Origin of the sequence: Acinetobacter sp. SFA, assembly GCF_001647535.1 — a bacterium.
Taxonomy (GTDB): domain Bacteria; phylum Pseudomonadota; class Gammaproteobacteria; order Pseudomonadales; family Moraxellaceae; genus Acinetobacter; species Acinetobacter pecorum.
This window is the reverse complement of record NZ_LSZI01000012.1, coordinates 73,539-93,231: the sequence shown is the minus strand read 5'-3', so window position 1 is coordinate 93,231 and position 19,693 is coordinate 73,539. Positions and strand designations below refer to the sequence as shown.

At 41.8% G+C, this 19,693-nt stretch carries 17 protein-coding genes; 9 read left to right on the top strand and 8 right to left on the bottom strand.

All coding sequences use genetic code 11. From position 1 onward, the window contains the following. Nucleotides 1-116: 116 nt before the first annotated feature. Together tkt and AY607_RS05555 are read right to left on the bottom strand one after the other, a co-directional pair. A complete protein-coding gene (tkt, locus tag AY607_RS05560) occupies nucleotides 117-2,105 on the bottom strand; it encodes a transketolase (protein ID WP_064102010.1) in 1,989 nt (662 codons plus the stop codon). A gap of 444 nt (nucleotides 2,106-2,549) precedes the next feature. Beyond that, entirely contained in the window at nucleotides 2,550-2,933 is a 384-nt protein-coding gene (locus tag AY607_RS05555) for a prepilin-type N-terminal cleavage/methylation domain-containing protein (RefSeq protein WP_064095955.1), read from the bottom strand. 469 nt (nucleotides 2,934-3,402) lie between these two features. On the opposite strand from AY607_RS05555, the gene metK reads away from it, so the two are divergent. The 3 genes from metK to AY607_RS05540 all read left to right on the top strand — a co-directional run bounded on the left by metK (nucleotide 3,403) and on the right by AY607_RS05540 (nucleotide 6,629). Next, nucleotides 3,403-4,569: a methionine adenosyltransferase gene (metK, locus tag AY607_RS05550; RefSeq protein WP_005246700.1), complete on the top strand. Its 1,167-nt coding sequence runs from the start codon at nucleotides 3,403-3,405 to the stop codon at nucleotides 4,567-4,569. A 228-nt stretch (nucleotides 4,570-4,797) separates the two neighbouring features. Continuing rightward, entirely contained in the window at nucleotides 4,798-5,142 is a 345-nt protein-coding gene (locus AY607_RS05545) for a hypothetical protein (protein ID WP_064095954.1), read from the top strand. Nucleotides 5,143-5,417: 275 nt separating this feature from the next. Beyond that, nucleotides 5,418-6,629: a YeeE/YedE family protein gene (locus AY607_RS05540; protein WP_064102009.1), complete on the top strand. Its 1,212-nt coding sequence runs from the start codon at nucleotides 5,418-5,420 to the stop codon at nucleotides 6,627-6,629. Between the two features lie 56 nt (nucleotides 6,630-6,685). Here the strand turns inward: AY607_RS05540 and AY607_RS05535 are convergent, their stop codons facing one another. From AY607_RS05535 to AY607_RS05525, 3 genes are all read right to left on the bottom strand, one after another. Continuing rightward, nucleotides 6,686-7,195, bottom strand: coding sequence for a hypothetical protein (locus tag AY607_RS05535; RefSeq protein ID WP_064102008.1), 510 nt, complete (start codon nucleotides 7,193-7,195; stop codon nucleotides 6,686-6,688). A gap of 63 nt (nucleotides 7,196-7,258) precedes the next feature. Continuing rightward, nucleotides 7,259-8,038 carry a TIGR03915 family putative DNA repair protein gene (locus AY607_RS05530; protein ID WP_064095951.1) on the bottom strand — a complete coding sequence of 260 codons (780 nt, stop codon included), beginning with the start codon at nucleotides 8,036-8,038 and terminating at the stop codon, nucleotides 7,259-7,261. Beyond that, the gene (locus tag AY607_RS05525; RefSeq protein ID WP_064095950.1) at nucleotides 8,038-9,297 is read right to left on the bottom strand and encodes a putative DNA modification/repair radical SAM protein; all 1,260 of its coding nucleotides are present in this window, start codon (nucleotides 9,295-9,297) and stop codon (nucleotides 8,038-8,040) included. Before AY607_RS05525 ends, AY607_RS05530 begins: the two co-directional genes overlap by 1 nt. Nucleotides 9,298-9,504: 207 nt before the next feature. On the opposite strand from AY607_RS05525, the gene AY607_RS05520 reads away from it, so the two are divergent. Continuing rightward, nucleotides 9,505-10,548: an NAD(P)H-dependent flavin oxidoreductase gene (locus AY607_RS05520; protein ID WP_064095949.1), complete on the top strand. Its 1,044-nt coding sequence runs from the start codon at nucleotides 9,505-9,507 to the stop codon at nucleotides 10,546-10,548. A 59-nt stretch (nucleotides 10,549-10,607) separates the two neighbouring features. On the opposite strand, the gene AY607_RS05515 is transcribed toward AY607_RS05520, so the two are convergent. Together AY607_RS05515 and dusB are read right to left on the bottom strand one after the other, a co-directional pair. After that, nucleotides 10,608-11,285 (bottom strand): hypothetical protein, encoded by a 678-nt coding sequence (locus tag AY607_RS05515; protein WP_064095948.1) that lies wholly within the window; start codon nucleotides 11,283-11,285, stop codon nucleotides 10,608-10,610. A gap of 247 nt (nucleotides 11,286-11,532) precedes the next feature. Then, a complete protein-coding gene (gene dusB, locus AY607_RS05510; RefSeq protein ID WP_064102007.1) occupies nucleotides 11,533-12,579 on the bottom strand; it encodes a tRNA dihydrouridine synthase DusB in 1,047 nt (348 codons plus the stop codon). A gap of 102 nt (nucleotides 12,580-12,681) precedes the next feature. Here dusB and AY607_RS05505 point away from each other — a divergent pair, with 102 nt between their 5' ends. The 5 genes from AY607_RS05505 to AY607_RS05485 all read left to right on the top strand — a co-directional run bounded on the left by AY607_RS05505 (nucleotide 12,682) and on the right by AY607_RS05485 (nucleotide 18,866). Further along, nucleotides 12,682-14,277 carry a tyrosine-type recombinase/integrase gene (locus tag AY607_RS05505; protein ID WP_064095946.1) on the top strand — a complete coding sequence of 532 codons (1,596 nt, stop codon included), beginning with the start codon at nucleotides 12,682-12,684 and terminating at the stop codon, nucleotides 14,275-14,277. Between the two features lie 65 nt (nucleotides 14,278-14,342). Then, on the top strand, nucleotides 14,343-14,609 hold the full coding sequence (locus AY607_RS05500) for a hypothetical protein (RefSeq protein WP_064095945.1): 267 nt from the start codon (nucleotides 14,343-14,345) through the stop codon (nucleotides 14,607-14,609). Between the two features lie 178 nt (nucleotides 14,610-14,787). Beyond that, entirely contained in the window at nucleotides 14,788-15,345 is a 558-nt protein-coding gene (locus AY607_RS05495) for a LexA family protein (RefSeq protein WP_064095944.1), read from the top strand. After that, nucleotides 15,342-16,637: a Y-family DNA polymerase gene (locus AY607_RS05490; protein WP_064095943.1), complete on the top strand. Its 1,296-nt coding sequence runs from the start codon at nucleotides 15,342-15,344 to the stop codon at nucleotides 16,635-16,637. The genes AY607_RS05495 and AY607_RS05490 overlap by 4 nt, the downstream gene beginning before the upstream one ends. A 240-nt stretch (nucleotides 16,638-16,877) precedes the next feature. Further along, complete coding sequence (locus tag AY607_RS05485; RefSeq protein ID WP_064095942.1) at nucleotides 16,878-18,866, top strand: acyltransferase family protein; 1,989 nt, start codon at nucleotides 16,878-16,880, stop codon at nucleotides 18,864-18,866. A 72-nt stretch (nucleotides 18,867-18,938) separates the two neighbouring features. Here the strand turns inward: AY607_RS05485 and AY607_RS05480 are convergent, their stop codons facing one another. Further along, entirely contained in the window at nucleotides 18,939-19,685 is a 747-nt protein-coding gene (locus AY607_RS05480; protein WP_064095941.1) for an N-acetylmuramoyl-L-alanine amidase, read from the bottom strand. Between the last annotated feature and the right edge of the window lie 8 nt (nucleotides 19,686-19,693).

The window sequence follows — 19,693 nt, the reverse complement described above, 5'->3', positions numbered from 1 at the left end:
TTTCGACTATGGAAGAACTTTCTAACGGTTGCCACATGAAAACAACGCTAAAAAGCGAAAAAACAAAAGACGCCCCATAACTGGAGCGCCTTTTAAAAAACCACCTAATCAGTTGATTATGCAGTAATCTCTTTTACAGCTGCTACCACTGCTTCAGTAGTAATACCGAAGAACTGGAACAGATCTTTTGCAGGTGCAGATTCGCCATAAGTGGTCATACCGATGACGCGACCATCAAGACCCACAAATTTCCACCAGTAATCTACATGTGCAGCTTCAACCGCAACACGTGCACGAATGTTTGATGGAAGAACCGCTTCACGATAAGCTGCATCTTGCTTCATGAATTCTTCGGCACATGGCATAGATACCACACGCACGCCTTCAAGCTGTGCATAAGCGTCCATTGCCAGAGATACTTCTGAACCAGTTGCAATAATAATTGCTTTTAATTCGCCTTTTTCTTCAGCCAGTACATAACCACCTTTTGCCACGTTCTCGATTTGTGCTTGAGTACGGGTCTGGAATGGCAAGTTCTGACGAGAGAAGATTAATGCTGTCGGACCATCAGCACGCATGAGTGCAGATTTCCAGGAAATTGCTGCTTCAACCGTGTCACATGGACGCCATGTATTCAGGTTTGGCGTAGTACGAAGCGATGCGATCTGCTCAACAGGTTGATGCGTTGGACCATCTTCACCCAGACCAATTGAGTCATGCGTATAAACATGAATCACGCGCTGTTTCATTAATGCAGACATACGTACTGCATTACGTGCATACTCCATAAACATCAGGAATGTAGCGACATAAGGGATAAAACCGCCATGTAGCGCCACGCCGTTGGCAATTGCAGTCATACCGAATTCACGTACACCGTAGTGTACATAGTTACCCGCAGGATTATCCTGCACGCCTTGCGCACCTTTCCAAAGGGTCAGGTTAGAACCTGCAAGATCAGCAGAACCACCTAGAACTTCTGGCAATAATGGAACAAGTGCTTGCAATGCATTTTGGCTAGCTTTACGCGTCGCAATTGTTTCAGCTTTGGCATTCACTTCTGCAATGTAGGCATCCGCTTTTGCCGCGAAGTCAGCCGGCAATTCACCCGATAAACGACGTTTAAGCTCAGCAGCTTCTGCTGGATATTTTGCAGCATAGGCAGCAAATGTTTCGTTCCAGGCTGCTTCTGCTTCTGCACCTTTAGCTTTCGCATCCCAAGCTGCATACACATCTTCAGGAATCACAAATGCTTCATCAGTCCAGCCCAAAGCTTCACGAGTCAGGACGATTTCGTCATGACCGAGTGGTGCACCGTGACTGTCTTCTTTACCTTGTTTATTTGGTGAACCCAGACCAATTACTGTTTTACAGATAATGATCGTTGGTCGGGCAGTTTCAGCTTTTGCTGCTAAAGTTGCAGCACGTAAAGCATCAGCATCGTGACCATCAACTCTAATGACTTGCCAGCCGTATGCCAGGAAGCGTTGTTCTGTATCGTCAGAGAACCAGCCTTCCACTTCGCCATCAATCGAGATGCCATTGTCATCGTAGTAAGCAATCAGCTTGCCTAGACCCAATGTACCCGCCAAAGAACATGCTTCGTGAGAAACACCTTCCATTAAACAGCCATCGCCCAGGAAGCAGTAAGTGAAGTGATCTACAACCTGAATGTCATCTTTGTTAAATTGTGCAGCTAAAGTTTTTTCAGCCAGTGCAAAACCCACGGCATTCGCGATACCTTGACCTAAAGGACCAGTTGTCGTTTCAATCCCTGGCGCATAACCCAATTCCGGGTGACCAGGTGTTTTAGAATGAAGTTGACGGAATGCTTTTAGATCTTCAATTGAAAGATCGTAGCCCGTTAAATGAAGAAGCGCATATTGAAGCATAGAGCCATGGCCATTTGATAATACAAAACGGTCACGGTTTGCCCAATTCGGGTTGGTCGGGTTATGGTTCATGAATTCACGCCAAACCACATCAGCGATATCTGCCATCCCCATTGGAGCACCTGGATGTCCTGAGTTTGCTTTTTGCACAGCATCCATTGCCAATACACGAATTGCGTTTGCAATACGACGTTCATTAAGCGGGGTTGTCATAAATCAGAGTCCAAAATATTCAGAAATAGGAAATGATGAAAAGACTTTCAAAACTGCTGCCTATTGTCTTAAAAAAACAGCGAGGGGTAAAGACTAACCAACAATATTTATCAGTTTATTGAGTGTCTCTTGCCTTATCGTACAATTATTCCACATTTCTTCTTCAACTTTGATTGGCTTGACTGATTTACAGGTTGAATTTTCCTGCATCTCGACATTGACTTCATTTTCTGACGTTAAATTTTAAGCTGGCAAACAGGATTGAATTTATGTTAGTTTTGCCTCTATTTCATACTTTTTAAATCAGTCTCTCTAAAGAAAATTAATAGATTCGATTGAGCCTTATATAATGTAATTTTTCTTATTTTTAATTATAAAATATTTATAAATCCATATAAAAATCTAATTAGCTTAGGCTAAATTTTTAATATGGATGGACTTTGATTATTGACCCTGACAATCGTTCGGCAAATAGCGCTGCTGAATATTGGTTGAATAACATTTCCCACTATAAACATCAAAGGCAATTGATTTCCCGCGAATCGCGGCATCTACACCTTGTTGCCGCATCTTAAATTCAATCCGGCAGGCAGCGTTAATGATCACTTTTTCGATATATTGGCTACCACCACCAATCTGCCGTCCGGCATCACACTGTTGATCCGAGGCAATAAAATGGCTTCGATATACCCCAGCCTGCTGAAACACATCAGCCAATTGAGAACGTACGATATAGCCTTGATAGCTCATAAAAGCCATCGTGGCTAAAATCGCAACAATTATCGTTACAATCAGCCCCTCAATCAGGGTAAATGCCTTTTGATACATCATCTCTGATCTCCGTATAGTCTTGCTCCAACAGTCCATACAAAAAGATGTAGCTATTCCTAAGTGACAAATATTGAAGACTGAGGCTAATATGAAGATATACCCGGACACCCACAAGACAGCTAGTCGCACGGCATACCAGCTTGCTTTGCTTTATTGATGTAATGATCACTTGCTTAAAACAAGGTTTGAATTTTTAGCTTTATATTCTTTGCACGTTTATTTTTTTAAATTCAATTTGAAATCTAATAATTTAATTTTTTGTCAGTTTGGGGTGTTAAATATTATTAATGTATGTTCTCTCACGAATACTGCTGATTTAATAGGCATATCAATTTTTTTAATTCTATTAATCAATTAAAAACACAATATTTTGAAACAATTTCGTCCAATTTTGTTGCGTTAAGCTAGTCCTAGAGCGCAACTCGATGTAACATATCGGGTCTTTAAAATTAACTGTGATAGGACTATGCGCGAGTACGCTGTATTTACTTCGGAATCTGTAAGCGAAGGCCATCCAGATAAAATGGCTGACCAAATCAGTGACGCTATTTTGGATGCAATCTTAAAAGAAGACCCATATGCACGGGTTGCTTGTGAAACGCTTGTAAAAACAGGTGCGGTTGTACTTGCCGGTGAAATCACCACTACGGCAAATGTTGATTTTGAGGCAATTGTACGTCATACCGTGAACGGAATTGGTTATCACCATTCTGATCTGGGTTTTGATGGCTCAACCTGTGCTGTAATCAACATGATTGGCAAACAGTCACCTGAAATTGCTCAGGGTGTCGACCGCCAAAAACCTGAAGATCAGGGTGCCGGTGACCAAGGACTGATGTTCGGTTATGCAAGCCGTGAAACTGATGTACTGATGCCTGCCCCGATTTCATATGCACATCGTCTTATGGAAAAACAGGCTGAATTACGTCGTGATGGTACGTTGCCATGGTTGCGCCCGGATGCCAAAAGTCAGGTAACTTTTGCTTATGAAAATGGTGTGCCAGTACGTTTAGATGCCGTAGTCCTTTCGACTCAACATGATCCTGAAATCACTCAAGCGAACCTGAAAGAAGCTGTGATTGAAGAAATCGTGAAAAAAATCATTCCTGCTGACATGTTCCATGCCGACACCAAATTCCATATTAACCCGACCGGTATGTTCGTGATCGGTGGTCCTGTGGGTGACTGTGGTTTGACTGGCCGTAAAATTATCGTAGACACCTACGGCGGTATGGCGCGTCATGGTGGTGGTGCTTTCTCCGGTAAAGACCCTTCTAAAGTTGACCGCTCTGCTGCTTATGCAGGTCGTTATGTTGCGAAAAACATCGTGGCTGCTGGTCTGGCTGACAAGTGTGAAATTCAGGTGTCTTATGCGATCGGTGTTGCCGAGCCAACTTCAATTTCAATCAATACTTTCAATACTGCAAAAGTATCTGAAGAATTGATTATTGCATTGGTGCGTGAACACTTCGACCTACGCCCATATGGTATTACCCGTATGCTTGACCTGATCCAGCCTATGTACAAGCAAACTGCTGCTTATGGTCACTTTGGTCGTGAAGGTTCGGATACAGCCTTTACCTGGGAAAAAACAGACAAAGTGGAAGCGCTTAAAGCCTCTGCCGGCCTGTAATTTATTCCTGAGAAAAGCCCGCTTTATGCGGGCTTTTTTTATGCTTTAATATCGATTCAATGAAAATTCAACTTACTTATTAAAAAAACCTCAGGTAGCTCCTGACCTCTCTCAAATCTATAAAAGTTACATTTGATAAACAATTTTTGATCTATTTTCTAGCATAAATTCAAATAAATAGTTGATAGATTAAAATCCAGCTCTACAACAACAAAAGGATATTACCCGATGAAAAAACTACTTATTGCTTTAGGTTTAGTTACAACTGTTGCCCTGGTAGGCTGTAATAAAGAAAAGGCACCCGAAACAGGTGCTACTACAGGCGAACATCTAGAAAATGCAGCAGATCAAGCTGGTCATGATATCAAAAATGATACACGTGAAGCTGAAGTTAAAAGTGAACAGGCCCTAGATAAAGCAGCAGAAGAGACTGCTAAAGCTGCTGATGATGCAGCTGCTGCAGCTTCCCGTGCCGCGGATGCCACTGCTGAAGCAGCTCGAAAAGCAACTGCCTCTACCGCTGCAGCAGTTGAAGAAGGCGCTCAAGATGTACGTGAAAAAGCTGAGAACTAATTTTAGGATTCAGTCTGATATTGAAAAGCCTGCAAATTGCAGGCTTTTTTATCCCTGATAGTTCTGGTTATTAATATCTATAAATTTAAAGTGGTTTTATTACCAGATAAAATCTGCATTGTATCTAAACCGCCCAATAAGATCAGATAAGCTGATAGACCTTATCAACAATTAGAATGACTTAATAATGATTAATGCCCTAAAACAGGCTGCATTAAAGCTGAAATTCAGTAGAATACCAGCCTTTATTTATTATTTTTAAGATTTTCACTCCCATGTCAGTCATTGTTGCTGCTTCCCAACGCTCGAATATTTCGGTTTGGGTAGCTTTTATTTTTCTTATGATCGGCACGGTTGGTGCCTATCAAATCGTTGGCTTAAATCAAGCCCTGTTATTCTTGATTGGTGGTGCACTAGGCATGACCCTGTACCATGCATCTTTTGGTTTTACCTCAAGCTGGCGTGTGTTTATCAAGGAACGTCGCGGTCGTGGTTTACGCGCGCAGATGATTATGCTCGCTCTGGCCGTCTTGCTGTTCTTCCCCGCCTTAGGTGCAGGTGAGTTATTTGGTAACCCAGTTAAAGGCAATGTTAACCCCGTTTCCATGTCAGTCATGATTGGTGCCTTTATTTTCGGTATCGGCATGCAACTTGGTGGCGGCTGTGCATCCGGTACCCTGTATACCGTAGGTGGTGGTAGCGCACGTATGCTGGTGACGCTCTTGTTTTTCTGTATCGGGTCAGTGATTGCGACCTCGCATCTTGACTGGTGGTTTGCCCTTCCGCATCTTGAACCGATTTCTCTAGTAGAAAGTTTAGGGGTGATTCCTGGATTACTGTTGAGCTTTATCATTTTTGCCATTATTGCTGCAGCAACAGTTTATTTCGAAAAGAAACGTCACGGTAGTCTCGAAATTGAGTCTAGTAGTAAACACCAAGGCTGGAAGCGCTTTATCCGTGGTCCATGGCCTCTGATTTGGGGTGGTATTATCCTGACCTTACTCAACTTTGCGACTCTGGCATTGGCAGGTCGTCCTTGGGGCGTGACCTCTGCACTGGCTGTGTGGGGTGCCAAAGGTGCAAGTCTTGTAGGTATAGACGTTGCATCTTGGGATTATTGGCAACAGGCTGGTAATGCAAAAGCGCTGGCCAACTCACTCTGGTATGACATTACTTCCATGATGAACTTCGGTATCATGCTGGGTGCTTTGTTGGCGGCGAGTTTGGCAGGTAAATTTGCGCCGAATTTCAATATTCCAAAACGTTCACTGATTGCTGCTGTTTTAGGGGGCATAATGCTGGGCTACGGCGCACGCTTAGCTTATGGTTGTAATATCGGTGCATATTTCAGTGGAATTGCGTCAGGTAGTTTGCATGGTTGGTTGTGGCTGGTATTTGCCTTTATCGGTAATGGCCTTGGGGTAAAACTTCGTCCGATTTTCTTCCCGGATGAAAAACCGCAGCCTGAAAAACTGACCGGTTGCTAATGCTTAAAATCAAAAAAGCCCATCAAAATTGATGGGCTTTTTTCTTTCTTTAGGATTTACAGCGCAGCTTTTAAATTACAGCCATAACCCATGGTCTGCTGAACCTGACGATAAGTCGTATAACGGTCCAGAATAAAGGTATAAAAATGATCGGCGTCAGAGAAATTGGCTTTTAAATTTTCATTCTTGGCATTAGGTAATTTAATGTCATCGACCAGTTCCAGATTGTAATGTCCCAAACGGTACATATCGGCAAAATAACTATTCATCATATCGCAATAGGCGATTTTACTGGGTTTTAATGCGGTACTGCTAACGAGATGCTGGTTCAAGCTTTGCAGGTTATTCACATCTAAAGGAAACTGGTGTGCGAAAGCAATACTTTCGACTTTCTTAAATTTCTGAAAGTCCTGGGCTAACTGGACATTGAGGGCATCAAAACGTTGCTGCAGTTCCTGTGCAGTCTGAACCTGATATTTGACTGGATCTACGACCGGTTTTTGTGGTTGTTCCGAACATGCAGTTAATCCAGTGAGCAGCGCTAATGACGTTAGCCATACCTTCATGTTTATACACTCAATTTAAATATACCAATGCTTATTATGCCTGAAAGCAGCCTGATGTACTGTTTAAAGTAATTTCTCATTCATATAACGCCAGTAGCGCTTTGGCACATATTGAATATGCAATTTCATGTTTTTGCGCGCCTGAATATTCACACTGTTGAAATAGTCTTTCCAGAGCTGATCATATAGCAGTTCTTGATCATCCAGTTCAATACTGAATGACTGACTATGACCAATCCGGATTTGTGGATCGATTATTTCCGCGTTCATCTCGACCTGATGCATCTGCTTTAAATCATAATAAATACCGTAATTACGCTGCTCGTCATAGATCAGCCAGCTCTGATCCTGATAACGCTCCTGAAAATGTCGGGAAATAATCGGCAAGACATTAAAGTCCGGTCTGACCAGACTCAGAAACAAGCCATCTTTGGCTTTTTTAAAGCGTATAAAAGCCTCCATGCGATGCTTTTCCCGACCCACTTGCTTGGCCCATTGCGACATGCCGATTACCGCAGCATGACCATAATCTTTATCGACTGGACGCTGGTTTTGAAAGACATAAACTGCAAAATCAAAAAGAGTCTGGAACGCTGCTTCCTGCTCTGAAAGAAAAGTATAGTAAAAAGCACGCAAACTGCTGGAAGATACTTTTTGCTTTAATCCCTGCCACACCCGCTGCCCATGTTGATCATTAGAGGCCACATGGATAAATTCATCAAATAAACCTGTTTGTGCTTGAGGATTGGCCGTCACTATCACATTAAATTCTTTAAACTCGAAAGCACGAAATACACAACTGAGCAGACCAGTCATGCTGCCATCAAAACAGTAACTTGCCACTAAAAACCCAATCCTAATTGAGGGGAAAGTTGCTGCTGATATTTAGATTGTCCTGACATCAAAATTTGCTGGCGGATCTGATGGGATTGCTGATCTTTCCCAAATTTCGGTGTATCCGCACAGCGAATAAAATGCTGCGCCCGGTTATAAGCCACACCCATACGCTTTAGCTGGTCAATATGGATCTGTCCAAAACGGCGTGCCTGTACAATTTTCTGGGCAGAACGCACGCCAATCCCAGGTACACGCAAAATCATTTTATAGTCGGCACGGTTAATATCGACTGGAAAGGCTTCAGGATGACGCAAGGCCCAACTGAGTTTGGGATCAATCTCCAGCTCCAGATTCGGATGCTGCTCATCGACAATTTCATCAGCAGCAAAGCCATAAAAACGCATTAGCCAGTCGGATTGATACAGACGGTTTTCTCTTAATAATGGCGGTGCTGAACCGATGGCGGGTAAGGTTTTCTCTTCAGGATTAATCGGGATATAACCAGAGAAATACACCCTTTTCAGCTTGAATTCCTTGTAATGCCGGTCAGCCATCAAAATAATGTCCTGATCGGTTTCACTATGCGCACCCACCACCATTTGTGTAGTTTGTCCGGCAGGTACAAATTTTGGAACGGACTTTATCAGCTTGCGTTCATCTTTGAGCTGGATCAACCGGTCACGCACAATGCCCAAGTCTTTTTGTACTTCAGCATGGGTTTTCTCAGGCGCAAATTTTTGCAGTCCCGCTTCCGTCGGCATTTCCAAATTAATACTCATACGGTCGACATACAGTCCGGCTTCGGTAATGATTTCCTGTGATGCACCCGGAATAGTTTTTAGATGGATATAGCCATTAAAGTTTTCTTCGAGTCTAAGTTTTTTGACGACTTGCAGCATCCGCTCCATGGTGTGATCGGCTGATTTAAAAATCCCCGAACTGAGAAACAGCCCCTCAATATAGTTACGCCGATAAAAGTTCATGGTCAGATCGACGACTTCCTGCACGGTAAATGCTGCACGCTGAACGTCATTGGAACGGCGCGAAACACAATAGGAACAGTCAAAAATACAGACATTAGAGAACAGAATTTTCAGCAAGGAAACACAGCGGCCATCTTCGGTATAGCTATGACAGATGCCATTCCCTGTATTGCCCACACCCTTGTCTTTATTTTTACGGTTGCTACCGCTGGATGAGCACGACACATCATACTTGGCAGCATCGGCTAAAATTCGCAGTTTTTCACGGATACGATCAGACATGGGCTCAGAGGATATTTGACCAAAAAGCTATTATAAAGTCTTACTTTCCAGACCTATAAACAACCCGTCCCAATTGCGACATAGTGTGTCGTAACAAATGTAAATGGCACGTAACCCATGCTGCAGTATTTCAAAATAAAATAACCAATATGATTTGCTTAATTTGGTGCTCAAAGGCAAAGTAAAAGCATAACAAGGAGCAAATCTATGTCTTTATTAGAAAATCTTGGAATTAAACATCCTATTTTCTTGGCACCGATGGCAGGTGTCTCTACACCTGAGCTTGCTGCCGAAGTGTCCAATCAGGGCGGCTTGGGTTCACTGGGTCTGGGAGCCAGCAGTATCGAGGCTGCCCGACAACAGATTTTAAAGACCCAGGAACTGACTGATTGCCCTTTTCAGGTCAATTTTTTCTGTCATGACAGTGTGTCTGTAGATGAAGCTGTAGCACAGGCATGGATTGCACAATTTAAAGATAAATTTGCCGAATATGGCGCTCAGGCACCGGATCATTTGGAATGCATTTATCCGAGTTTTAAAGACAATGATGACTTCCTGAATCTGATACTGGAAACCAAACCGCGAGCGGTCAGCTTTCATTTTGGTATTCCGCATCCACATCAGATTCAAGCCCTCAAAAAGGCCGGAATTCTGACTATGGTATCTGCCACCAACTTTGCCGAAGCCAAGGCTATTGAAGCAGCGGGAATCGATATTATTGTCGCACAGGGTATTGAGGCTGGCGGACACCGGGGAGTTTTCTCAACCAAATTTGATGCCTCAGTTAAAACCTCGAATCTGGTCAAGCTGATTAGACAGCATTCGTCCTTGCCCGTTGTAGCGGCAGGCGGAATTATGGATGGTCAACAGGCCAGACTGATGCTGGATTTCGGTGCAGAGGCAGTACAACTCGGAACTGCATTTGTACAATGCAAATCTTCCAATGCCAATGAGGACTATCGTAAAGCTCTACTTTCCAAGCCACTCACTCAAGTCAGTGCCAGCATTTCCGGTCGTCCTGCACGCGGCATCATCAATCACTGGCATATGGAAGTCGATACCCCAGACCGTTTGGACGTGCCAGCCTATCCATATACTTATGATCTTGCTAAACAGCTAAATGCTGCTGCTGCCAAACATGGAGATAAAGGTTATGGTGCATTCTGGGCGGGTTCAAATGTAGCACAGATTCGTGAAATGGAAGCCTCCGATCTGATTAACCAGCTCGTACTGGAAATGTCGCACCCTTAATCATTGAAATCATAAAAAAACCTCTCTATATAGAGAGGTTTTTTAATTCAGCCAGATTACTAGCGTGTAACACGATGCCAGGCATCTTTAACCGCGAATTTCGCTTCTTCCCAATTTAGGCGTGATTCACCTTTCAGTTTTTCCCACTTGGTACGCAGTTCAGGTTCGGCACGATCAAAATCTGTATCACGATCATACATTGAGCGGTTTTCATAACCGACTCGGTAGGCATCGCGATAGTCGCGATCATAATCCAGATCGATATAAGTGGTCCGCATTTCACTGAAATACGGGCGGTTTTGATACTCATCTCTCCAGTATTTATCTTCTGCAATCAGATGATCCGGATGTCGATAGTTATCGGCTTCTGGGTGATTTTCAGGATGCTGATAGTTATCGGTCTGTTTTTGATGATCTGGCGTAGCAATATCATTACCTGCAATTCCGCCTACAATTCCACCGATAATACCACCTACCACTGCACCTGGAGGACCACCTACCAGACCTGCAACTGCTCCCACAGCCGCACCACCTAAAGTACCAGCGCTGGTCGCAGCCAGATTATCCTTACCTTCATTCATGTCAGGAACATGAGGATTATCTTTTACGGGGGTATTCAAATCCGGGCGTGCATTAGTGTCAGCAGGATTGACATTCAGACCTTCACTACGTTCTTGTGGCAATTCCGTTGACGTTTTATGACTAAATTCTGTAACTGGACGATTGGTATTTGTCATATAGATCTCCCTCAATCATGACTACAAGCCAGAAAGTTCACATCTGGGTTATATATGGATGAATCTATCTTAGAGGAAGCCTGAGTAAGCAATGTCCAAATCCTGTCCAGTTTAAGTGAACAAAATGTACTGGTATGTATTAGATACACTCAAGTGTAAACAGAGTGCTAAAATTTGTCTGCTCAAGATAAAAAAGGTTGGTATTTAACACAAAAAATATTACCTAAATCTGTCAGTTGTCCTGACTTTATTGGGTCTGCAGTAAATTCACCGCTTCAACCTGTACATCATTCATTGTAAGGCCATGTTCTAGCAGGGTATTAAAATAATCTTCTACCACACGATACTGGTCAGCGGTATTTTCTACCTGATACATGCTTTGACGAAACTCGTTACTAGATCGCAGTCCTTTGGTGTACCAGGCAATATGTTTACGGGAAATTCGGCAGCCGGAATATTCGCCATAGAACTCGTATAATTCTGTCAGATGTCCCAATAAAACTTCTTTGACTTCTGCAATACTTGGTGCATGCAGATGTTGACCAGTTTTTAGATAATGTGCAATTTCACGAAAAATCCAGGGCCGGCCTTGTGCTGCACGTCCAATCATAATTGCATCTGCACCGGTATAATCCAGCACATATTGGGCTTTTTCAGGACTGTCGATATCACCGTTAGCAATCACAGGAATATTCAATATTTCCTTTACATCTTTAATAAGTGTGTAACGCGCGGTATTTAAATACATGTCTTCACGGGTACGTCCATGCAAAGCCAATGCAGCAATTCCCGCTTCTTCCGCGCGTTTCGCGACCCGCATAATATTTTCCTGACCATTCAAATAACCAAGACGAGTTTTTAAGGTTACCGGCACGTCAACTGCAGCAACAACTGCATCTAAAATACGCGCAACCAAATCTTCATCCTGCAACAAAGCTGAACCGGCAAGTCGGTTACAGACCTTTTTGGCTGGACAGCCCATATTAATATCCACAATTTGTGCGCCATTGGCCACCTGATAACGTGCCGCTTCAGCCAGATCATGCGGGTCTGAACCGGCAATCTGCGCCGAAATCGGTGCCAGTTCTCCATCAAAATTGGCACGATATAAGCTTTTTTTACTCATTCGCAAAGTTTTGTCAGACGTCATCATTTCACTTACCGCATGACCTGCGCCAAAATATTTGCACAAGGTTCTAAACGGGCGGTCGGTCACACCTGCCATGGGAGCGACCCAAATTTTGTTATCTATTGATCTTCCAAACAATTCTTCAATTACACTGTTTTTACTCAAAATCTTTAACCTCATTTAACTTCGTTTAGTCGCTCTGTATTGACTTTTAATGCCCTATAGTTGCACCCTGTTTGCACCACAATATTTTAATGGTGCAAATTCATGGGCACGGTCACTAAGCGACAAACAAAAGACGGTACAACTCGGTATAGAGCTCAAGTCCGCGTACAACGTCAAGGCTACCCTGAATTCAAGCAATCCAAGACCTTCAGCAAAAAATCATTGGCTGAGGAATGGATCAAACGCACGGAAGCAGAAATTGAGTTGCACCCTGAAAAAATGTTGAACCCTGAGGTGCAACTTAAGCACAAAACTCTCAGAGACTTTATATTTCAGTACTTGGATGAAGCGGACAGTTTTGCCAGGACAAAAACAGGAGCACTACAGCATATCGCTAGTTTAGATATTTCTGAAAAGAATATCTATTCTTTAACGCGACAAGACTTTTCTGATTACGCCATTATGCGTCGTAAAGGTGATCCAGTTAAAGGCACTGATGGTGTTGCACCTGCAACGGTTCTTAAGGACCTAAGTCATATTAAAGCTGTCATTGTTCATGCTGAATTTGTATGGGGTGAACCTTTAGAGACTGTCTTGGTCGAATTTGAAAAAGCCATGATCGGTCTTCAAAAGTCTCGGATCGTGACACGTTCTAAACAGCGTGATCGGTTGCCAACCGCTGAAGAGCTTCAAATTCTGACCAACTATTTTTATAAAAGCTGGAAGCGCGTCAAGAATTCCACACCTATGCACTTGATCATGTGGTTTGCCGTGTATACCGCACGCCGAGAAGATGAATTGTGCTCATTACGTCTGGATGATTATGATGACTTGAATAATCAATGGCTGGTCCGTGATGCAAAAAACCCAAATGGATCATTAGGCAATCATAAATATGCTCACATGGAACCAAGGGCCATTAACATGATTGATGAATTCATGAAGCCTGATGTACGTGAGCGTATGGTTGCCTTAGGTTATGACAAAAACATTTTAATACCGGTTAATTCAGCAACCGTGTCGACTTATTTTACCCGGGCATGTAATGCATGTGGTATCACTGACTTAAGATTCCATGATTTACGCCATGAGGCTGCCACACGATATGCTGAAGATGGATTTACTATTCCTCAGTTGCAGACCATTACCCTGCATGAGTCCTGGAATACATTAAAGCGATATGTGAACCTAAAAAAACGTGGTACCCGGTTAGAGTTTGAAGAAGCGATCCGTGTTGCTGAGGACAACTATAATAGTTATTACAAAGAATGGAGTAAGAAACAGCGCTATATGGCATTGGTTGATAAAAACGATGCTTTTGAAGATGATGGCGAAATTAATGTCGAATTTGATTTCATCAAAAAACATTTAGATGTATTTATTGAGATCCACCAGAACAATAAATACTTTAAACGCCTGCATGTGAATAAGCTGAATAGCAATAATCCGTTCGCTTGGAATAATGAAAATAAGCATTTTGTAGCTCATGATATCCAATTAGCCTGGGAGGATTGGTTTATTGAAAATGGGAAAGTAGACTGGGATGAGTTACCGGAAGGAAGTACGCATTTTTCAGTTAAAGACCTTACAATCGTGAAGAAATTAAAGACGCGTACATATTTATGGGATGAATCTATTCAAGGCTGGATGGATAGTTTTGGGCAGTATTTAATTGATGATAAACATATTGAGAAGTAAGGGCACAATTAATGATGCAGGATTGGGCTGATATGGTAGTTGGGTGGTAATTAAAGGATATTGAAATGAAAATATATAAAGTAATTAGCTGTGTCATTGCACTCTTCTCTTTCTTATTTTTTAGCTATTTTTTTTCAGGAAGCGGTGAAGGATTTAGATTATCTACAATTAATCCAGTTGAGGCCTTAGAAGGTCTTGCTTTCACCTTTGGGTTTGGATTTGGGGTACCGATCTGGTTATCTTACATAATCTCTATTCTGATTCTCATAGGTATTCCCCTCCTAATTTACTTCTTAGTACTTGGTTTACTAAAGAAAATTATCAAGTTATAAATCGATTAATGTCCAAATTAAAAAGTCAATTTGGGTTGTAACCATTTATCTGAAATCTTATATTTTGACGTCACTCTATGTCGCATTATTGATTTTAAAAGACTTATTTTAATTGTTTGATTTTTATTGAATCCTTACACTCTTGATTAATGTTACAGAAATCAAGGAGCAGTAAGTTATGAATAATACTCATGGGGGCTTTCGAGCCGGGGCAGGTCGAAAAAAGTCTGAAGAGACTAAAGTTATTCGAGTACCTGAATCTAAAATTCTTGATATCAAAGAATACTTAAAATCCCTTAAAAAAGAAAATGAAATCACTGATATCCGTCAGTTCGATCCAGTGACTAAAATAGAAATACCATTGGCCACTGAACGCGTTCAGGCTGGCTTCCCCTCACCGGCTCAAGATTATGTCGATAAGAAACTCGATCTGAATGACTTCCTGATCAATAACGCCAATGCGACTTTCATTGTACGAGCAAATTCCCTTTCGATGCTGAATGCTGGAATTGATATCAATGATGCTCTTATCGTGGATCGCAGCATTGAGGCGCAGCATAGAGATATTGTGATTGCCTGCGTAGATAATGAGTTTACTGTTAAGCGACTGATTATTGATACCAAAGGTTGTTGGTTGAAAGCTGAGAATGAGGGGTATCCAGATATTCATCCCCAAGAAGGCCAGCAGTTTGAAATCTGGGGTGTAGTCACAAATGTAATCAAGAAATTTAGATGAGCTATAACCATGAAATATATGCGCTCATTGATGTAAATAATTGCTATGTAAGCTGTGAGCGCCTGTTCAACCCTAAACTTAAGGATGTGCCGGTCATTGTTCTTTCCAACAATGACGGTTGTGCAGTTGCGCGCTCTCAAGAAGCAAAAGATATTGGTATCAAGATGGGGGTTCCCCTATTCCAGATCCGGGAAATTGTCGAAAAATACAATGTTCAGGTTCTTTCTAGTAACTATGCTTTATATGCAGAAATGTCTCACCGTTTCCATTCGATTCTGGCTGATTACGTGGCGCCAGGTGAACAGGAAATCTATTCAATTGATGAATGTTTTCTAAAGCTTACGGCCTATGCCCAGAATTATGATCTTGAAGCATATGCCCAAGACATGCGACAGCGGATCTTGCAGTGGATCGGATTACCGGTTTGTGTCGGTATTGGACGAAGCAAGACTGAAGCCAAGCTAGCTAATCATATGGCCAAGAAGGCTAAACGCTTCAATGGGGTTTGTGATCTGGTTTCTATGGATCCTAAACATCGTGATTATTTTTCTAGTCTGATTGATGTCTCCGAAGTCTGGGGAGTGGGTCGTCAGCATAGTAAAAAACTAAAGAGCTTAGGTGTTAATACTGTTAGCGATCTAGCCAGGTCTAATTCCCATCAAATGGGAAAACTATTTTCAGTGGTCGTGCAGAGGACTGTCATGGAACTGCAAGGCATTTCCTGTATTGAGGTTGAGTCCTCACCCGCAACTAAAAAACAGATCATTTCTTCCCGATCCTTTGGTGCACGGGTAACAGATATCCAGTCATTGTCTGAAGCAATGAGTGATTACCTGCAGAATGCTGTTAAACGCTTAAGAGAAGACAAATCTCTATGTGGCTGCGTAATTGCCTTTGCCCAGTCCAATCCTTTTGACAAGCATAGACCTTTCTATAACAAGTCGATCACTATCGGATTTGCCGAACCCACTGATTGTGCAGCCATAATAAATCGAGCGGTAATGAAGCGAATAAATGAACTGTTTCAGGAAGGAATCGAGTTTAAGAAATGTGGAGTAATTTTGACCGCAATTGAGCCTAAGTCGACATACATATATGACTTGCTCTCTGATAGTATGCAAATAGAAAAAAATGAAAGGCTGCAAGAGGCTTTGGAAAAAGTAAAAACTAAGTTTGGTGATAAGAAACTTGCCATTGGTCCATGCAAAATGCATGGTCGTGCTTGGGCAATGTCACGCCAAAACTTGACCCAGAATTACTTTAGTTGGGAGGGGATGTTAACTATAAAATAAAGATTTAGCTTATTTTTAAAGGAAATAGAATAAGAAAAAATGGATTTATTTTTATATGGTACATACGATTCAAAAGGGAAATATTTTTAGGAAGAGATATAAAGGCTTTAATATCTCTTTAAAAAATCAAAAAAGATCCGCTTTTAAATTTATGAAATATATCTAATTTAAAAAATATAAATTATACAATCTTAAGTGTTTAAAGAATAAAATACATTATTTCACTTTTCCACTATTTTTATGAGTATTGCCTACAGACCAGATATCGATGGCCTTCGTGCTATTGCGGTATTACTAGTCATTTTCAATCATTTGGGCTGGTCACTATTTTCTGGCGGTTATATTGGGGTAGACATCTTCTTTGTCATTTCAGGCTATCTCATCACCATAATTTTGACACGCGAAATCCAATCCCAACAATTCTCAATTGCACGATTTTATAAAAAACGTGTGGTTCGTTTGGCACCTGCTTATTTTACTGTACTCTCAGTTGCTAGTGTCGTTGCCTGGCAGGTGATGCTACCCGGTGAACTGACTGAGTACTTTGAGAGTGTCATGTATGCCACTTTACTTCTTGCGAATATTTATATGCGTAAAGAAGTTGGGGATTACTTTAGCCCTAACGTAGAAAATGTGCCGCTGCTACATTTATGGTCATTGGGTGTAGAGGAACAGTTTTATATTTTCTGGCCTTTAGTATTGTGGATGTTTTTTGCCAAGTCATCACGTAAATATCTTTGGTTGATGATCAGTATATCTATCGTTGTTCTCCTGGCATATGCTCAGCTAAAACTGATTCAAAATCCTGCTAAAGCTTATTACAGCATGCCAGTACGTGCATTTGAGTTGCTACTGGGTGCATTGATTACTTGTTTACCACAACCAAAACTATCTAAAAAACTACTGCAAGGGCTTGTCTGGGTTGGGGTTATTGTTCTATTTATAGCAGCGATTTATTTTGACAAGCACACGCCATTTCCTGGTCTTATGGCACTGATTCCATGTTTGGCGACAGCCATCGTGATTTATTTGGGACAATCTGTACCTTCTAGCAATCTATTATTGAGTAATCGGCTTAGCACCTGGGTTGGAAAAATTTCTTATCCGCTGTATTTGTGGCATTGGCCAATTATCGTTTTATTCGGCATTTATATGCTGCCATTAAATCTGGAATATCAGATCATCATTGTTCTGCTGTCTATGTTGTTGGCATATTTAACTTATGCATTGGTAGAAAAACCCCTAAAACGATTTGTGATGGCAAAAAATTACAAGGTGATTATTTTAGGTTTCTTGATTCCTGCAAGCGTTTTTATTAGCGTTGCCTTGACTGTTAAGAGCAATGACGGCTTTCCAGATCGGTTCCCACCGTCGGTTCAGGCCAAACAGGAGGCATTGCATTCTTATGCACATTTAATCCGCAAAAAATGTATGGATACTGGAGACTCCAAAGTCTTACCTGACCCAAAGGATTGTGTATTGGGGCAGTCTAAAGAGGAAGTTGATTTCTTATTGATTGGTGATTCTCATGCCAATGCCTATACTGCAATGCTAGATGAGTGGGCGAAAGATGCTAATCTGCGAGGTTATGACATTACCCAAAGTTCAACATTTTATCTACCTGGAATCAAGAGATTTGTATTTGAGCTGAAGCAGTGGAAGGAACTTTCCAAATTTCAGGAACGTAATGATGCCATTACAGCTCATCTTAAAAATACGCACTATCCAATGATTATTATGGCTGGCTCTTATGCATCGTATTTTGGTGATGAGTTCAAACTTAAAGATGGTGTCCATCAGAGTGAAAAAGATATCTTTAAAGGAGGCTTGCTAAAAGCTTTAGAAATTGCTCATCAGTCCAGCGATCAGGTGATTTTATTGAATGATGTGCCGCGTCTGGATTGGGATGACATTCCTTCCGACTGTAATATCCGTAATGAGATTCTAAATCGACATGCTCCCTGTACGGTTTCGAAAGCGAGTTATGAAACGCATTTAAAACAGTTTAATCAGGTTGTGGCTGAAGCTAAAATCAAATATCCACGATTGAAAGTCATTGATCCCAATAAGATTATTTGTGACCAGCAGGCATGTAAAATCATGCTAAATAATGTGCCTTTATATCGCTGGAAAGATGACAATCATATTAATGATCAGGGCTCGCGACAATTGGGCGTTGAGTATTTAAAAAAGTTTGGTAACCCCCTGAAAGATATAATTGAAAATTAGTTCCTTAACTAAAAAATCTATGGTCAATAAATAGCTGTGCAACCTTATAGGAGGATGCACAGCGTTAAGATTTTAATTGCAGTTTTCATAATCGATCAATATTTTGGCCGCAGCCTTAGCAGCCAACCAGTAGCGCGCATTAAATCGGGCCAACTCATCCTCATTGGAGATAAAACCAAGCTCCACAATCAAACCACCAGCATTCACGTATGCCAAGCGGCCACGTGCTGACTTAGATTGATCAATCCAGCCATTATCACCACGTAACCGGCTACCCAGCGCATCTGCTACAGCTTTCGACAAATCCTGTGCGAGCTTCTTGTCTTTCGGCAAAGCAATCGTTTCAACACCATTGGCCTGCTTCGATGCTGCAGCATTCATGTGGAACTCAACTGCAACACTTGAGCCTTGAATTAATTTGACTGCAGCAGACAATGGGTCGTTCTTGGTGCCAGTGCCATCAGTTTTGACTTGTAGCCCTGCCTCACGCAAATAATGAGTCACTGCATTGCGGAAATTAACCACCAGATCTGCTTCTTTCACTTTACCATTCACGGCACCTGGATCAGTATTGCTATGCCCTGCTGTTATTGTGGCAAAGCCTAAAGGCTGCTGGAGATTTGGCTGGGCCTTTTTACGGCCAATAAGTACAGCCAAAAACATCAAACCTAAAGATGCAATCGTTTGATATGGCTCAGGCAGCACATTGGCGTTATACACTTCCTGAAGAACCAAATGTATACAGGATAAAAAAAGCGCCATATAGGCGCCATATTTTACTGAGTCAAACTTCCATACACTTTCATTAATTAATTTCATGGTTTCCT

Excerpts from the sequence above, each read along its gene's own strand:
- tkt (WP_064102010.1), bottom strand. The coding sequence starts at position 2,105 with ATGACAACCCCGCTTAATGAACGTCGTATTGCAAACGCAATTCGTGTA.
- AY607_RS05555 (WP_064095955.1), bottom strand. The coding sequence starts at position 2,933 with ATGTATCAAAAGGCATTTACCCTGATTGAGGGGCTGATTGTAACGATA.
- AY607_RS05500 (WP_064095945.1), top strand. The coding sequence starts at position 14,343 with ATGAAAATATATAAAGTAATTAGCTGTGTCATTGCACTCTTCTCTTTC.
- AY607_RS05520 (WP_064095949.1), top strand. The coding sequence starts at position 9,505 with ATGTCTTTATTAGAAAATCTTGGAATTAAACATCCTATTTTCTTGGCA.
- AY607_RS05505 (WP_064095946.1), top strand. The coding sequence starts at position 12,682 with ATGGGCACGGTCACTAAGCGACAAACAAAAGACGGTACAACTCGGTAT.
- AY607_RS05495 (WP_064095944.1), top strand. The coding sequence starts at position 14,788 with ATGAATAATACTCATGGGGGCTTTCGAGCCGGGGCAGGTCGAAAAAAG.
- AY607_RS05545 (WP_064095954.1), top strand. The coding sequence starts at position 4,798 with ATGAAAAAACTACTTATTGCTTTAGGTTTAGTTACAACTGTTGCCCTG.
- AY607_RS05525 (WP_064095950.1), bottom strand. The coding sequence starts at position 9,297 with ATGTCTGATCGTATCCGTGAAAAACTGCGAATTTTAGCCGATGCTGCC.
- AY607_RS05480 (WP_064095941.1), bottom strand. The coding sequence starts at position 19,685 with ATGAAATTAATTAATGAAAGTGTATGGAAGTTTGACTCAGTAAAATAT.
- AY607_RS05540 (WP_064102009.1), top strand. The coding sequence starts at position 5,418 with ATGTCAGTCATTGTTGCTGCTTCCCAACGCTCGAATATTTCGGTTTGG.
- metK (WP_005246700.1), top strand. The coding sequence starts at position 3,403 with ATGCGCGAGTACGCTGTATTTACTTCGGAATCTGTAAGCGAAGGCCAT.
- AY607_RS05485 (WP_064095942.1), top strand. The coding sequence starts at position 16,878 with ATGAGTATTGCCTACAGACCAGATATCGATGGCCTTCGTGCTATTGCG.
- AY607_RS05490 (WP_064095943.1), top strand. The coding sequence starts at position 15,342 with ATGAGCTATAACCATGAAATATATGCGCTCATTGATGTAAATAATTGC.
- AY607_RS05535 (WP_064102008.1), bottom strand. The coding sequence starts at position 7,195 with ATGAAGGTATGGCTAACGTCATTAGCGCTGCTCACTGGATTAACTGCA.
- AY607_RS05515 (WP_064095948.1), bottom strand. The coding sequence starts at position 11,285 with ATGACAAATACCAATCGTCCAGTTACAGAATTTAGTCATAAAACGTCA.